The organism is Streptomyces sp. SYSU D01066-1 (assembly GCF_054956795.1).
This window is the reverse complement of record NZ_JBUDHV010000007.1, coordinates 55320-70042: the sequence shown is the minus strand read 5'-3', so window position 1 is coordinate 70042 and position 14723 is coordinate 55320. Positions and strand designations below refer to the sequence as shown.

Genomic DNA, 14723 nt, shown 5'->3' with positions numbered 1-14723 from the left:
TGCGGGCGGAGATGTGCCCCATGGAGGGATTTGTCGACTAAATGGGACACTGTTGTCGACTTGTCCGCAGGTCGAGATGAGGACCTGTGGATAACTCCTGTGGATAACCGGGATCGGCAGATACGACCGTCAGGGCGGCGGCACCGGCCCCCGGCACCGGCGGCCCCGACCCCGGTACCGGGCGCCGCAGACCGTCCGCATCGGCGGCATCGACCGCCCGCACCGGGCGTCACGGACCGTCCGCACCGGGCGTCACAGGCCGTCAGAACCGGCCGTCCTGGCACCGTGCGACCCACTCCGCCGCCGCCACGAACTCCTCGTCCGACGTCCACGGCAACCGGTCGCCCGCCTCACCCGGACCGACGCCCGCGCGGGGGTACGAGCCGAGGTACCGCACCTGGAGGCAGATCCGCTTCAGCCCCATGAGCGCCTCGGACATCCGCCGGTCGGAGATGTGCCCCTCGGCGTCGACGCAGAAGCAGTAGTTGCCGATGCCGGCGCCGGTGGGCCGGGACTGGAGCAGCATGAGGTTGATGCCACGGGTGGCGAACTCGCCCAGCAGATCGCGCAGGGTGCCGGGGTGGTCGTCGCGCTGCCACAGCACGACGGACGTCTTGTCGGCGCCGGTCGGCGCGGCCGGCCGGGCGGGACGGCCCACCAGCACGAACCTCGTCTGGGCGTTGTGCGGCGAGTCGTGGATGCCGGTCTCCAGCGGCTCCAGGCCGTAGCGGGGCGCGGCGAACTCGCCGGCGAAGGCGGCGTCGTAGCGGCCCTCCTGGACCAGGCGGGCGCCGTCCGCGTTGGAGGCGGCCGACTCCCAGACGGCCTCCGGGAGGTGGGCCTTCAGCCAGTTGCGTACCTGGGGCTGGGCGGCCGGGTGGGCGGTGACCGTCTTGATGTCCGACAGCCTGGTGCCCGGGCGCACCAGCAGCGCGAAGGTGATCGACAGCAGCACCTCTCGGTAGATCATCAGCGGCTGGCCGGCGACCAGCGCGTCGAGGGTGGTGGTGATGCCGCCCTCGACGGAGTTCTCGATCGGTACGAACGCGGCCTCGGCCTGGCCGCCGCGCACCGCGTCGAGCGCGGACTGGACGGAGACGTACGGCACCAGCTCGCGGGTCGCGGCCTCCGGGAGCGTGCGCAGGGCGACTTCGGTGAAGGTGCCTTCAGGGCCGAGATACGCGTAGCTGGCGGGCATGTCCTCACCCTAATGCGCCCTGCGACCGCCCCGTGTGCCGACCGGACGGGGCGCGATCAGGCCCACCGGCACCCGGGACGCACCTCTGATCGCCCTCCCAGGCCCATCCCCCTGCTCACCTTCCCGGACACACCTCTGCTCCCCCTCCCAGGCCCACCCCTGCTCACTCTTCTCACTCTTCCGGACGCACCCCTGCTCACCCTTCCAGCAGCCGCTGTCCCACGTACTCCCCTTCCGCCGCGCCGCCCGGCACCGCGAACAGGCCGCTCGCCTCGTGCCGGATGAACGCCGACAGGGCGTCCCCCCGGTCCAGCTTCCGCTGCACGGGCACGAAGCCGCGCAGCGGGTCGGCCTGCCAGCAGATGAACAGCAGGCCGGCGTCCGGGACGCCGTCCGAGTCGAAGCCGTCGTGGTAGGAGAAGGGCCGGCGGAGCATGGCCGCGCCACCGTTCTGGTCGGGGCGGGTGATGCGTGCGTGGGCGTTGATCGGGACCACCAGGTTCCCGGCCCCGTCCGTCTTCTCCAGGTCCATCTCGGTCGTCTCACCGCCCCCGGACAACGGCGCCCCGTCGGACTTGCGGCGCCCTATGACGCCCTCCTGCTCCTTGACCGACAGTTCCTCCCAGTCGTCGAGGAGCATGCGGATGCGGCGTACGACGACATAGGAGCCGTTCGCCATCCAGGCCGGGTCGTCCGAGCCGGACTCCGGTACCCAGATCCGCTGGTCGAAGTCCGCCTCGGACGGCTTGGGGTTGCGGGTGCCGTCGACCTGGCCCATGAGGTTGCGCACGGTCATGGGGTGGGCGGTGGCGCCCGGCGACCGGTTGAAGCCGTTCATCTGCCAGCGGACGCGGGCGGCCGATCCGGCGTCCTTCTGGAGGGCGCGCAGGGCGTGGAAGGCGACCAGGGCGTCGTTCGCGCCGATCTGTACCCACAGGTCGCCGTTGCTGCGCTTCTTGTCGAGGTGGTCGGAGGAGAAGTCGGGGAGCGGGTCGAGGGAGACCGGGCGCTGTTTCTCCAGGCCGGTCCGGCCGAAGAAACTGTGGCCGAACCCGAAGGTGACGGTGAGGGAGGACGGTCCGGCGTCACGGGCCACGTCCGTGTCGCCGGAACCGGCCGGTTCACCCGCCATCAGCCGCCGGGCGGTGTCGGACCAGCGGCGCAGCAGCGCGGTCGCCTCCTTGCGTCCGGCGCCCGCCGCCAGGTCGAAGGCGACGAGATGGCCGCGGGCCTGGGCCGGGGTGGTGATGCCGGGCTGGTGTTTCACGTGAAACGGCACCTGCTCCTCGCCCAGCGAGGTCAGCGGCGTGGCCTCGGAGGGCGCGGCGGCGTACCCGACGGCGCCGCCCGCGGCACCGAGCACGAGCCCGGTGGCGCCGGCGGTGGTGAGCAGCCGGCGCCGGGAGACGCCCTCCGTGGGGGCCGGGGTCTCTTCGGCGGTCGGGGCGTCGGGGGTGCGGGCCTCCGGGATGGACTGGTCAGCCATGGTGCGGTTCAGCCGATCTGCGCGTTCTTGGAGACGGTCACCTGGTCGATGTCGGAGGTACGCACGGTCGCGGCGATCTTCCAGTCGCCGGCCATGGGGAGCTGCACCTCACTCGCCGACCAGTGTCCGGTGGTGATGTGGTCGGGGGCGACGGGCAACGGCCCGATGTCCTTCGCCTCCAGGGTGAAGGCCAGCTTCACCTCGGGGACGTCGACGGCACGGCCGTCCGGGTCCTCGACGTAGACGTGCACGTCGTTGGCGCCCACCCGGGCGGGATCCACCTCGACCCGGACCACGCCCTCGCCGTCCTCGCCGCCGGTGTCGAAGGGCATGTCCAGGGTCAGGGCTCCGGTCGCCGAGGCGTCGGTGGAGGCGGCGGACGAGGTGGCCGCCGCCGCCTCCTGCTCCGTACGGCCCGGCTCGGTCTGGGTCAGGACGGTGGTGACGGCGAGCAGGACGACGGCGACGCCGGCCTCGGCGAGGACGGAGCGGCGCAGTCCGAAGCGGTGGGGGTCACCGTCGCGCAGCCGTTTCTGCCGCGCGGCGTCCACGGCGGCCCGCTGCCGGGCGAGCTGGGCGGCGCGCTTGGCGTTGCCCACGGGCTTGACCCCGCCCGTGCGCTTCGCCGCGGAGACCGGGGTGGCCGCCGTGGAGGGTGCCGAGGCGGCCGACGCGGTCGCTGCCTCGTTCTCCGCCTTGGTCTTGGCCCCCGGCGTGGTCGCTGCCTCGTTCTCCGCCTTGGTCTTGGCCCCCGGCGTGGTCGCTGCCTTGGTCTTGGCCTCTGGCGTGGTCGCTGCCTTGGTCCTGGTCCCTGGCGTGGTGCCCGCGGCGCCGGCCTGTTCCTCCTCCCGGGGCCGGGGTACCTCGCCCGCCGTCGCGGCCAGCCGCGCCGTCCAGCGTCGGGACAGGTACGCGATGCCGACGAGTACCGCCACCAGTGCGATCTTGGCGAGCAGCAGTTGTCCGTACCGGGTGCCGGTCAACGCCGACCACGATCCCAGCTGGCGCCAGGACTGGTAGGTCCCGGTGATCACCAGGGCGACCACACTGCCGAAGGCGACCCGGGAGAAACGGGTCACGGCGGTGGTGTCGACGGGGTGGTCGGCGGGCGCCTTGTAGAGGGCGGTCAGCAGGGTGGTGAGCCCGCCGAACCACGCGGCGACGGCCAGCAGGTGGACGACGTCGGCCGGCATGGCGATGCCGGGCTGGAGGCCGACCGAGGCGTGTTCGGCCATGGCCCAGGTGGCGGCGAGACCGGCCGCGACGACGCTCCCGCCGACGGCGAGCCCGAAGGTCAGGTCCCGCTTCTCCTGGCCCTCGCGCCTGTCGTGGGTGCCGAACAGCACGGCGACGAACAGGGCCGCCGCCGCGAGCAGCAGCAGCCGGGAGACCAGGGCGGCGCCGGTCTTGGTCTGGAGCACCTGGCTGAGCAGCTCCAGGTCGAAGATGTCGGCGGCCCTCCCGGAGCCGGTGTAGGAACCGCGCAGCAGGAGCATGGCGAGGGTGGCGGCGGTGAGCGCGAGCCATCCGGAGACGACCAGGCGCTGTACGGTCCGCACGCCCGAGCCGCGCGGCCAGCACACGAGGACGAAGGCGCCGCCGCCCACCAGCACGGCGAAGCCGGCGTAGGCCATGTAGCGGCCGAGGCCGTACAGCCGGCCGACGATGCCGCCGCCGGCCCCCTGGGCGGTGGCCTGGACCGAGGTCTCGGAGGGGGCTCCGATGGAGAAGGTGAAGGCGCCGGAGACGGGGTGGCTGTCGGCGGAGACGACCTGGTAGGTCACCGTGTAGGTGCCGTCCGGCAGCCCGGAGTGCAGGGCGACGCCGTACGTGGTGCCGCCGACGTTGGCAGGCGCGCCGTCCTCGACGCGCTCGCCCTTGGGATCGAGCACGCGCAGTGAGTCGTCGCCCATGGAGACGCTCTCGGAGAACGTCAGCGACACCCGGGCCGGGGCCCGGTCGACCACCGCCCCCTGCCGGGGATCGCTGCCGGTCAGCGCGGCGTGCGCGGAGGCCGGGGCGGCACCGGCGAGCAGCGCGCCGGCCACGGCCACGAACAGCAGCACCAGTGTCCGCACGCGTGGGGCGGTGGTCCGCGTCAAGGTGGTCCCTCCCTCAGTGACTGGAGTGCTCGGACGGTGAGGCGTGCCCGGATGGTGAGGCGTGCCCGGAGCCCTCGGCGTCGGTGGTGCCGGGCCGGTACGTGGCGGACTTCACCGGCATCTCGACCGTGACCGGGTCGGAGTCGGCGAAGCGCAGCTCCACGGAGACCGTCTGGCCCTCCTCGGGCCGCTGTTCCAGCTTCTCGAACATCAGGTGGTCGCCGCCGCTCTGCAGGGCGAGCCGGCCGTGGGCCGGGATCGGGAGGCTGTCGACCTGCCGCATGGCGCCGTCGACGGTCTCGTGCACGGTGACCTGGCCGGTGTCGCTGGTGACCGAGGTCAGCCGGTCCTCGGCGTCACCGTCGTTGGTGATGGTCAGGAAGCCGGCCGCCATGGTGTCGGAGACGGGCCGCGGCATGTAGGCGGCGCTGACCGAGAGGTCGGCCTCGCCCGAGCCGCCGCCGGTGCCGCACCCCGTGAGGGCGAGGGCGCCGGCCAGCACCGCCGCGCCCAGGGCGGGGCGGCGGCTCACGGCGTCTCCCCCTTGATCAGCTTGGGGAGGTCCTCGGCGTAGTCGTCCACCGTGGCGTCCTCGCCGTACAGCACGTACCCCTTGTCGGTCTTCGGGGAGAAGGCGACGACCTGGGTGCCGTGGGTGGAGACGACCTTGCCGTTCTTGTCCTTGGTGGCCGGTTCGATGGAGATGCCGAGGGTGCGGGCGCCGGCCTGGATGGTGTCGAAGTCGCCGGTCAGTCCGACGACCTGGGAGTCGATGCCCTTGAGCCACTCGCCGAGCGCGGCCGGGGTGTCCCGTTCGGGGTCGGAGGTGACGAACACGACGCGCAGCTCGTCCTGCTCCGCCTTGGACAGCTGCTTCTTGGCCACGGCGATGTTGTTCATCGTCAGGGGGCAGACGTCGGGGCAGTTGGTGTAGCCGAAGTAGATCAGGGTCGGCTTGCCGGCCGTCTCCTCGCGGAGGTCGTACTCCTCGCCCTCGGTGTCGGTGAGGACCAGGTCCGGCTTGTCGAAGGGCTTGTCGAGAACGGTGGCGGCCCGCTGTGAGGAGGCGTCCTCGGAGACCACGGTGACGGGCGAGCCGGAGGAGTCGTCACCGCCGCCGCACGCGGTGAGGGTCAGGGAGGCGGCGGCGAGCAGGGCCGCCGCGGCGAACGTCTTGGTGCGCATGGAGAAATGTCCCAGTCGTGAGTGCTCCGGCGCGCACCGGGGCCCGGACCTCCGGGTCCCCGGCGCGCGCCGGACGTACGGGTCGCCTCAGGCGTTGGTGGGGCGCCGGCGTCCGGCGAGCACGCCGTAGGCCACGCCCGCCGCGCCGACGACGATGCCGACGACGCCCAGCACGCGGGCGGTGGTGTCGGTGGAACCGGAGGAGTCGTCGGAGGCGGCCTCGGTGGTCCCGGCCGCCGCCCCGGTGTCGTCGGCCGCCGCGCCGGAGGAACCGTGGGCGTCGTCGGAGTCGTCCTCGGCGGCCGTCAGCTCCAGTACGGGAGCCGGGGTGTCGGGCTCCTCCTGGCCCTCCTGCTGTACCTCGATCCAGCGCACGACCTCCTTGTTGGAGTACGTCTGGATCGCCTTGAAGACCAGCTGGTCGGAGTCCTCGGGCAGCGCGCCGATGGAGAGCGGGAACTTCTGGAAGTAACCGGGTTCGATGCCGTCGCCCGTCGCCGTCCAGGTCACCTTGGTGACGGCCTCGGTGAGCTTCTCGCCGTGCGACTCGAGCGGCTCGTCCAGCTTGCTCTTGGTGATCTCGGCGGTCCAGCCCTCGACCGGCTGCGGCATCACCGAGGCCAGCGGGTGGTCGGTGTCCATGGTGACCTCCAGCTTGGTGGTGGAGGCGTTGTCCCGCTCGTTGGGGACCTTGAAGTCGACGACCGCGTAACCGCCCTTGGCGGCCTCGCCCTCCGGCTCCACGGTGACGTGCGCGAAGGCGGGCGAGGACAGGACGAGCACGGTGGCGCCGGCGACGGCGCCGGCGGCGGCGATACGGGAAGTCTTCATGAGGAGCACTCCGCTTCTCTTGGTGTGCGAGTGGTGGGGGAGCGCGCACGCGCGCGCGTGCCGCACGACGGCGTCCCCCTCCACCGGCGGGCGGAGCGGCGGTCGCGTCGTGTCAGGCGGCGAGGACGAGCGCGGCGCTCGGCGGCCCGCGCCGGATCACCGTGTGCTGGAGCGCGGTGGTACGGGGCCGGGGTACGGCGAGCAGGGCCGTACGCGGCAGGCGCGCGGCCTCGTCCGGCTCGCCCGGCAGTCCGACGCGCAAGGCGCGTACCAGAGCGAGCGCGGCGCGCAGGGAACGTACGAGCGCGCCCTCGGTGACGAGGTGCGCGGAGTGCGCCGACAGTTCCACGAGCCGGGCCAGGGCCAGGTCCCCGCGGCGCAGCAGCCAGCCGGCGGCTACCGCCGCCAGGACGTGGCCCAGCAGCATCGGCAGGGACGGCAGCAGGGCGGCGGGGGAGCCGGCGGCGGCCGACAGGGCGTCCGCCGGGTGGTGGGCCGTGTGGACGGTGGCGTCGGCGGCGTCCGGCCGGACCCGCGCGTCGCTGAGGATGCGCTGCGCCTGCGCCGGGCTGAGCGCCGCCGCGGTGGTCCCGCACACCAGCCGCGCCGCCTGCCGCACCAGCGTGGCGTCGGTCGTCACGGCGGTGGCCGTCGTGCCGGTGGCCGTCATACCGTGCTGGCCGAGCCCGAACAGCGAGTGCAGCGCCGTCTGCCCGACCGCGAGCAGCGCCGCGATACCGGGCAGCGACCGCTCCCGCCCGGCGAGCGGCGCCGCGACCAGGACCGCCCCGAGGAAGCCGACGCCCAGCGACCACAACGGGAGCCCGGCGCGGGAGGCGACGGCGTGCCCCGCCCCGGCCAGCACGACGCAGACCGCGGCGAACACCGCGGCCCGCAGGATCCGGAGGTCGTTCCCGGAACGCGCCGTAGGCGGGTGGGGGGCAGTCATGGCGGGCTCATCATCGCACTGGACCCGCCCGCACCGTGCGGCAGGTCCACAAGATGCCGTACGACCGGAAGGTCACCGTCTGGTGGAGTGCGCCCGCGTGCGGGAACCGCTCCGGGAGCCCCGAGTGTCCCTTGCGCCCCGGCGCTGGAGCCCCGCATACACCGGTGGCCGTCAGGGCGCATCCGCCGTATGGGCGGTCTCACGTCAACCCCGCGCTTACGGCCGGGCACGCCGGGCAATACGTAACGGTATGTCGAGCCGCGCCCAGGAGGCTGGTGGAGCATGAGCATCTGGTGGTCACTCCATCTGCGGCGCGAGGCTGCGAGCGTGCCGCTGGCCCGCCGCCTGCTGCTCGGCACCATGGAGACGGCGGGCGTCGACCCCGACGTCTCCTACGACCTCTCCGTCGCCCTCACCGAGGCGTGCGCCAACGCCGTCGAGCACGGCGGGGACGGCGGGCACGGCGACCCTTCCGCCGCCTACCGCGTCACGGCCTATCTGGACGGTGAGCGGTGCCGCATCGAGGTCACCGACGCGGGGCCCGGCTTCACCGCCGGCCGCCCGGCCCGCCCGGCGCCGGTGCCCGCCGACGCCGAGCACGGCCGGGGGCTGTGTCTCATCAGGGAACTCGCCGACCACGTCCACATCGGCCGCGCGACGGCGCGGGGCGGCGCGGTGGTGAGCTTCGACAAGATCATCAAGTGGCGGAACGACGCCCCGCTCGTGGCGGTGTGAACCCCGGGCACGGCCACGCCCCGGATCGGTGAACGGCCACGGCGGAGACGGGGCAGGCGTGAGCGGTGCCGCACGAGCCGTGAGCGGTGCCGACCGTGGCTCACACCAGCCGTGACCCGTGCCAGTCGCGAGCCGTGACCCGTGCCAGTCGCGAGCCGTGACCCGTGCCAGTCGCGAGCCGTGACCCATGCCAGTCGCGAGCCGTGGCCAGCCCCAGCCGTGGCCCGTACGAGCCGTGGCCGGCCCCAGCCGTGAGCGGTGCCGGTCGTGGTCCGTACGAGCCGTCGGCCCGCCCCAGCCGTGGCCCGTGTCAGCCCTTGAGCGCGGCCATCCACGCCTCGACCTCGTCGGAGCGGCGCGGCAGCCCGTCCGAGAGGTTCCGGTTGCCGTCGGCGGTGACCAGGATGTCGTCCTCGATCCGGACGCCGATGCCCCGGTACTCCTCGGGCACGGTCAGGTCGTCGGCCTGGAAGTACAGGCCCGGCTCCACGGTGAGCACCATGCCGGGCTCCAGGGTGCCGTCGACGTAGGACTCCACCCGCGCGGCGGCGCAGTCGTGGACGTCCATGCCGAGCATGTGGCCGGTGCCGTGCAGCGTCCAGCGGCGTTGCAGCCCCAGCTCCAGCACCCGCTCGACCGGGCCCTCGACGAGCCCCCACTCGACCAGCTTCCCGGCCAGCACCCGCTGCGCCGCGTCGTGGAAGTCGCGGTACTTGGCGCCCGGCCGCACCGCCGCGATGCCGGCCTCCTGGGCCTCGTAGACGGCGTCGTAGATCTTCCGCTGGACCTCGCTGTAGCGGCCGTTGACCGGCAGCGTGCGCGTGACGTCCGCGGTGTAGTACGTGTGCGTCTCCACGCCCGCGTCGAGCAGCAGCAGGTCGCCGGAGCGGACCGGGCCGTCGTTGCGGACCCAGTGCAGGGTGCAGGCGTGCGGGCCGGCGGCGGCGATGGTGCCGTAGCCGACGTCGTTGCCCTCCACGCGCGCGCGCAGGAAGAACGTGCCCTCGACGTAGCGCTCGCTGGTCGCCTCGGCCTTGTCGAGCACCTTCACGACGTCCTCGAAACCGCGCACGGTGGAGTCGACGGCCTTCTGCAGCTCGCCGATCTCGAAGTCGTCCTTGACCAGGCGGGCCTCGGAGAGGAAGACGCGCAGTTCCTCGTCGCGCTCGGCGGTGACCTTGTCGGTCAGCGCGGCCTCGATGCCGGCGTCGTGACCGCGCACGACGCGGACCGGGCCGGTGGCCTCGCGCAGCTTGCCGGCCAGCTCGCGCACGTCGGAGGCGGGGATGCCGTACAGCTTCGCGGCCTCGGTGAGGGAGTGGCGGCGGCCGACCCACAGCTCGCCCTGGCCGTCCAGCCAGAACTCGCCGTTCTCCCGGTCGGAGCGCGGCAGCAGGTAGAGCGTGGCCTCGTGGCCCTCGCCCGCCGGCTCCAGCACCAGGACGCCGTCCTCGGTCTGGTTGCCGGTGAGGTACGCGTACTCGACGGAGGCGCGGAAGGCGTACTCGGTGTCGTTGGAGCGGGTCTTCAGGTTGCCCGCGGGGATCACCAGGCGCTCGCCGGGGAAGCGGGCGGACAGCGCGGCGCGGCGGGCGGCGGTCTCGGCGGCCTGGGCGATCGGCTCCAGGCCGTGCAGCTCGGTGTCGGCCCAGCCGGACTTCATGTTCTCGGCGAGCTCGTCGGACACGCCCGGGTACAGGCCGTTCTTGCGCTGCTTGATCGGCTCTTCCTCAGCGGTCTCCGGGGTCTCCGGCAGCTCCTCCGACACGGTCATCCTCCTTGTAACGGCACTGGACCACCTCCCATCGTACGGTCGTACGGAAGGGGGCCCAGGGCCCGAGGACCTGTTACCGCGGCGGCTGTTCCGGCCGCGCCGGCGGCTGCCCCGGCCGCTACTCGAAGCGGACGGCGAGCAGCACCACGTCCTCCTCGGGGTCCGCCTCGTCCAGTCCGTCCGGCAGCACGGTGCGCAGGACGTGCTCGGCGACCGCGTCCGGATCGTGCCGTTTGGCCCGGGGGACGCAGGCGGCGGCCGCGTGGAGGCGGGCGAAGGCGCGGTCGACCGGGTCGCCGGTACGGCGCAGCAGCCCGTCGGTGTAGAGCAGGACCGTCTCCCCGGGGTCGGCGCGCACCTCCACGCTCGGCGCCTCCCAGCACGCCAGCATGCCCAGCGGCGCGGAGACCGAGGTCTCCACGAACTCCGTGCGCCGCTCCCCGGTCAGCAGCGGCGGACTGTGCCCGGCACCGGCCAGCGTGATCCGGCGCAGCGTGGGCTCGCAGTAGCCGAACAGGGCGGTGGCCGAGCGGGCGGGTTCGGTGAGCCGCAGCAGCAGCTCCAGGTCGGACAGGACGGCGACCGGGTCCTCGCCCTCCATCACGGCGTACGCCCGCAAGGAGGCCCGCATCCGGCCCATCGCGGCCAGCGCGCCGGGCCCGGAACCGGTGACGGAGCCGACGCACAGGCCGAGCGCGGAGTCCGGCAGCGGCAGCGCGTCGTACCAGTCGCCGCCGCCGCGCGGGCCGGTGCGGTGCCGGGCGGCGAGCCGGACGCCGGGGGCGCGCGGCAGCCGCGCGGGGAGCAGCTCTTCGGCGATCGTGGCCATGCACGCGCGCGTGCGCTCCAGTTCGCGGAGCCGGCCCAGGTGTTCGGCCGCGTAGCGGACGTACAGCCCGGCCAGGTGCCGCTGCCGCTCGCGCGGCTCGGCGGGCGCGTCGTACAGCCATACGGCCACGCCGAGGCGCCCGGCGGACTCGGTCCGCAGGGGGAGCGCGTAGCTGGCGGCGTAGCCGAGGCGGACGGCGACGTCGCGGTGCCGGGGGTCGAGTCCCTCCTCGGCGAGCAGATCGGGCTCGGCGATCCCGCTCTCGCCGACCGGCAGCCCCTCCAGGATCCGTCCGTGCGCCAGTGAGGCGCGCGGAACGGTCTCGATGTGCCCCAGGTCGGCGCGGGTCAGGCCGAGACCGGCCGAGGTGTCCGGGCCCAGTCCGTCGGCGGGTTCCAGCACGACCAGGCCGCGGCGCGCGCCCACCAGGGCGGCTCCGGCCCGCAGCACTTCGTCGAAGGCGTCGGCGAGGGTGCCGGTGCGGACCAGGCGTTCGGTCAGTTCGTGCAGCGTGGTGAGGTCGGACACCCAGCCGGCCAGGCGGTCCTGGAGGAGGGCGCCGGGGGCTCCGTGGCTCCCGGGGGAGCCCGGACGGACCGGCGGGGCGCCCGGCGTGGCGGGCGCGGCAGTGTGTGCGGGTGAGGGAACCGATGAATCGATTCCGGCCACTTTCGGAGGGTGGGGTGCGTTCATGGCAGTCGGCTTCCCGACCGGCCCTTACTGCTCAAAAGCATCGCAAACCCCCATGTCGTTCTGCGTCGCCGGCAGTGTCTCCACATGTACACGCACTGGTGAGGAGATGTCCAGCATTGTCCTGCTGGGATTACTGGTGTCCATGAGGTGTGGGTGACGTCCTGGTCTGTGTTGTGTGAAGGAACGAAGTTGGCCGGAAAACACCCCGCAGTACGTCTTGTTGCGGTCGACTGGTGGTGCTTCACGGAGCGTCACAGCGGTCGTGATGGGTACGTACTCGGTGAAAGCCAGGTGTGGTCGGCGGGTATTCGGCGCCATCCGGAACCTGGCGATGGACCCGGGCGTCCTATCCACCGACGACCGTGCCCCATCCTCCCGTGGCGGAGGCGGAGAGAAATACGCGGGACGGCAAAACGCCATGCTCCGCCACCCCGCGCCACGCCCATGCTTTTGCCAGACGCAGTATGGACGGACCGGCCGCGGACGCAGCCGATGCTCGACCCATAGGGGTTCCCCTTGCCTCCGGCAAGGTGTGATGCGCCGACAGATACGCGCAGTGAAGAGATCGACCCATGGTGTGATGTGGACCTCGGTGTTGCCAGGCGTGCAACGGAAAGGAACGAGCGCTCATGCGCGAGATCCTCGGAAGGCGACGCAGGCTCCTGTCCCGGCGCGGTGCCGGGAGGCCTGACCTGACCGGCGCGGCCCTGACCTACGCCACGGAATGGCAGTGGCCCGTTCTCCCTGGCGTGGCGGCGGATCCGCAGGGGCGGTCCGGCTGCTCCTGTCCCGATCCGGAGTGCCCGGTGCCCGGCGCGCACCCCTTCGACCCAGGGCTCCTCGCGGCCACCACCGACGGACGCATGGTGCGCTGGTGGTGGGCCAACCGGCCGGCCGCCCCGATCGTCCTGGCCACCGGGGGCAACGCCCCGTGCGCCGTGTCCCTGCCCGCGCTGCCGGCCGCCCGCGCCCTGGTCGCGCTCGACCGGACGGGCATGCGGCTCGGCCCGGTCGTCGCCTCGCCGACCCGCTGGTCGATCCTCGTCAAGCCGTACTCCTTGGAGCAACTGGGCGAACTGCTCTATGCCAAGGACTTCGTCCCCGGCTCCCTGCGCTTCCACGGCGAGGGCGGCTACCTCGCCCTGCCCCCGTCCGAGTGCGGCGCGGGCCCCGTCCGCTGGGAGCGGGCCCCGCTGCCCGGCTCGTCCTCGCCCTGGGTGCCCGATGTGGAGGCCGTGGTGGACGCGGTGGTCGAGGCCCTCACCCGTACAGGAGTGAGCGCGCCCGAGCTGTAGGGCGCGGTGGGCTCACGACGCTTGGCGAAGCCGTACGGCGCCGCGCGGTACTGGACGGGCTGCGCTGTACTGGACGGCGAGGCAGGGTGCCGCACGGCGTTGGACGGCGCTGTGCGGCACTGGGAGGGGCGCTGGACGGCGATGCACGGCGCTGGACGCACAAAGGCCCGGTTGCTGGCGACGGGGGATGCACCAGCAACCGGGCTACTGGAACGGTAACAAGAGATCGGCGGTTAGCAAATTCCGTCTCTGTGTTTCCGGTCATCGACTGATCCGCGCCGACCGGAGGGGGTGAACGGGGTCACCCACCCGGCGGCCGGACGTCAACTGAGCGTGACCTGCCGGTTGGTCAGACCGCCACGGGCCCGGCGCTCCTCGGCGCTGAGCGGCGCGTCCGTGCCCAGGGCCTCGGCGAGGCGTTCGGCGAACTCGGCCGCCGGCTTCTCGACGTCCTGTGCGGAGACGGCCCCCGGCAGGTCCCAGACCGGCACGATCAGCCCGTGGGCGCGGAAGGAACCGACGAGCCGGGTGCCCTCCCCGAGGGACGACCGGCCCGCCGCGTGCAGCCGCGCGAGAGCGTCCAGCAGCCGCTCCTCCTCGTGCGGCATGACCCAGCGCAGGTGGTTCTTCTCCGGCGTCTCGCACCAGTAGGCGGCGTCCACGCCCTGGAGCCGGACGGTCGGGATGGCCGCGGCGTTGGCCCGCTCCAGGGAGGCGGTCACCTCGGGCGTGGCGTTCTCCGCGTCCGGGACCCAGAACTCGAAGCCCTCGTGCACCACTGGCTCGAAAACGCCGTCTGCGTCGAGCAGGTCCTGGAGCCGGGGGCCGTCCGCCGGTGCCCGACGGGCCTGGACCGGCGTACCCGGTGCGGCGTCCAGGGCCCGCTGGAGGGTGTCGGCCAGGTCGCGGCTGATGTCACCGGAGGGCGTGTCGTTCTGCAGGCCGAGCAGGACCGAGCCGTCGTCGCGGCGCAGCGCCGGCCAGGCCATCGGCAGGACCGTCGCCAGGGTGACGGACGGGACGCCCTCGGGCAGGCCGCCCTTCAGCGGCAACTCCACCGTGGCCGCCGGCACCAGCTCGCGCAGCGCCACCCAGTCGCACTCGCCGGGCAGTCCCTCGAAGGGGCGCTGCACCAGCTCGGTCACGGCCTGGGCGGCGGCCCGTCCGTGACACGCCTTGTAACGGCGACCGCTGCCGCAGGGGCAGGGTTCGCGGGCGCCGACGACCGGGACCTCCGCATCGAGCTGAGGGCGCTTGGCCTTCGTCTGGGGGCGCTTCTTGGCCATCGTGGGTGTCTCCCGGTTACGGCTCTACTCGTACGGGCGCGAGCCTAGCCGTTCACGTCGGGGCCGACGGGGACCTGTGGACAACTCCGGGACCGTGCGCGACGGCACGGGTTTCGCGGGACGCCCGCGAGGCCGTCCACCGAGGCGCCGGCCGGACCTGACTGCCGGAGAACCAGCCGGACCCGTCCGCCGCCCCGTCCGCCTGTCCGCCGGTCCGTCCGCTGGGCGGGCCGGTCGAGTCGGTCTGTCCGCCGGTCCGTTCGCTGGGCGGGCCGGTCGAGTCGGTCTGTCCGCCGGTCCGTTCGCTGGGCGGGCCGGTCGAGTCGGTCTGTCCGCCGGTCCGTTCGCTGGGCGGGCCGG

12 protein-coding genes are annotated in these 14723 nt (G+C 73.3%); 2 read left to right on the top strand and 10 right to left on the bottom strand.

What is annotated here, in order from left to right; all coding sequences use genetic code 11:
- Positions 1–262: 262 nt before the first annotated feature.
- From pheA to ACY1JF_RS09385, 7 genes are all read right to left on the bottom strand, one after another.
- On the bottom strand, positions 263–1198 hold the full coding sequence (pheA, locus tag ACY1JF_RS09415) for a prephenate dehydratase (protein WP_462704548.1): 936 nt from the start codon (positions 1196–1198) through the stop codon (positions 263–265).
- A 196-nt stretch (positions 1199–1394) separates the two neighbouring features.
- Entirely contained in the window at positions 1395–2684 is a 1290-nt protein-coding gene (gene efeB, locus ACY1JF_RS09410) for an iron uptake transporter deferrochelatase/peroxidase subunit (protein ID WP_462704547.1), read from the bottom strand.
- An 8-nt stretch (positions 2685–2692) separates the two neighbouring features.
- Positions 2693–4786 (bottom strand): copper resistance protein CopC, encoded by a 2094-nt coding sequence (locus ACY1JF_RS09405; RefSeq protein ID WP_462704546.1) that lies wholly within the window; start codon positions 4784–4786, stop codon positions 2693–2695.
- 13 nt (positions 4787–4799) lie between these two features.
- Positions 4800–5318, bottom strand: coding sequence for a copper chaperone PCu(A)C (locus ACY1JF_RS09400; protein WP_462704545.1), 519 nt, complete (start codon positions 5316–5318; stop codon positions 4800–4802).
- On the bottom strand, positions 5315–5971 hold the full coding sequence (locus tag ACY1JF_RS09395; protein ID WP_462704544.1) for an SCO family protein: 657 nt from the start codon (positions 5969–5971) through the stop codon (positions 5315–5317). The genes ACY1JF_RS09400 and ACY1JF_RS09395 overlap by 4 nt, the downstream gene beginning before the upstream one ends.
- Before the next feature lie 87 nt (positions 5972–6058).
- Entirely contained in the window at positions 6059–6802 is a 744-nt protein-coding gene (locus ACY1JF_RS09390) for a YcnI family copper-binding membrane protein (protein WP_462704543.1), read from the bottom strand.
- 112 nt (positions 6803–6914) lie between these two features.
- The gene (locus tag ACY1JF_RS09385) at positions 6915–7751 is read right to left on the bottom strand and encodes a hypothetical protein (RefSeq protein ID WP_462704542.1); all 837 of its coding nucleotides are present in this window, start codon (positions 7749–7751) and stop codon (positions 6915–6917) included.
- Positions 7752–8033: 282 nt separating this feature from the next.
- Between ACY1JF_RS09385 and ACY1JF_RS09380 the strand changes: the two genes are divergently transcribed.
- On the top strand, positions 8034–8486 hold the full coding sequence (locus ACY1JF_RS09380) for an ATP-binding protein (RefSeq protein WP_462704541.1): 453 nt from the start codon (positions 8034–8036) through the stop codon (positions 8484–8486).
- Positions 8487–8796: 310 nt separating this feature from the next.
- On the opposite strand, the gene ACY1JF_RS09375 is transcribed toward ACY1JF_RS09380, so the two are convergent.
- The gene (locus tag ACY1JF_RS09375) at positions 8797–10254 is read right to left on the bottom strand and encodes an aminopeptidase P family protein (RefSeq protein WP_462704540.1); all 1458 of its coding nucleotides are present in this window, start codon (positions 10252–10254) and stop codon (positions 8797–8799) included.
- Positions 10255–10378: 124 nt separating this feature from the next.
- The gene (locus tag ACY1JF_RS09370; protein WP_462704539.1) at positions 10379–11782 is read right to left on the bottom strand and encodes a PP2C family protein-serine/threonine phosphatase; all 1404 of its coding nucleotides are present in this window, start codon (positions 11780–11782) and stop codon (positions 10379–10381) included.
- A 629-nt stretch (positions 11783–12411) separates the two neighbouring features.
- Between ACY1JF_RS09370 and ACY1JF_RS09365 the strand changes: the two genes are divergently transcribed.
- Positions 12412–13077: a bifunctional DNA primase/polymerase gene (locus ACY1JF_RS09365; protein WP_462704538.1), complete on the top strand. Its 666-nt coding sequence runs from the start codon at positions 12412–12414 to the stop codon at positions 13075–13077.
- 323 nt (positions 13078–13400) lie between these two features.
- On the opposite strand, the gene ACY1JF_RS09360 is transcribed toward ACY1JF_RS09365, so the two are convergent.
- Positions 13401–14363 carry a DUF5926 family protein gene (locus ACY1JF_RS09360; protein ID WP_462704537.1) on the bottom strand — a complete coding sequence of 321 codons (963 nt, stop codon included), beginning with the start codon at positions 14361–14363 and terminating at the stop codon, positions 13401–13403.
- Positions 14364–14723 lie beyond the last annotated feature (360 nt).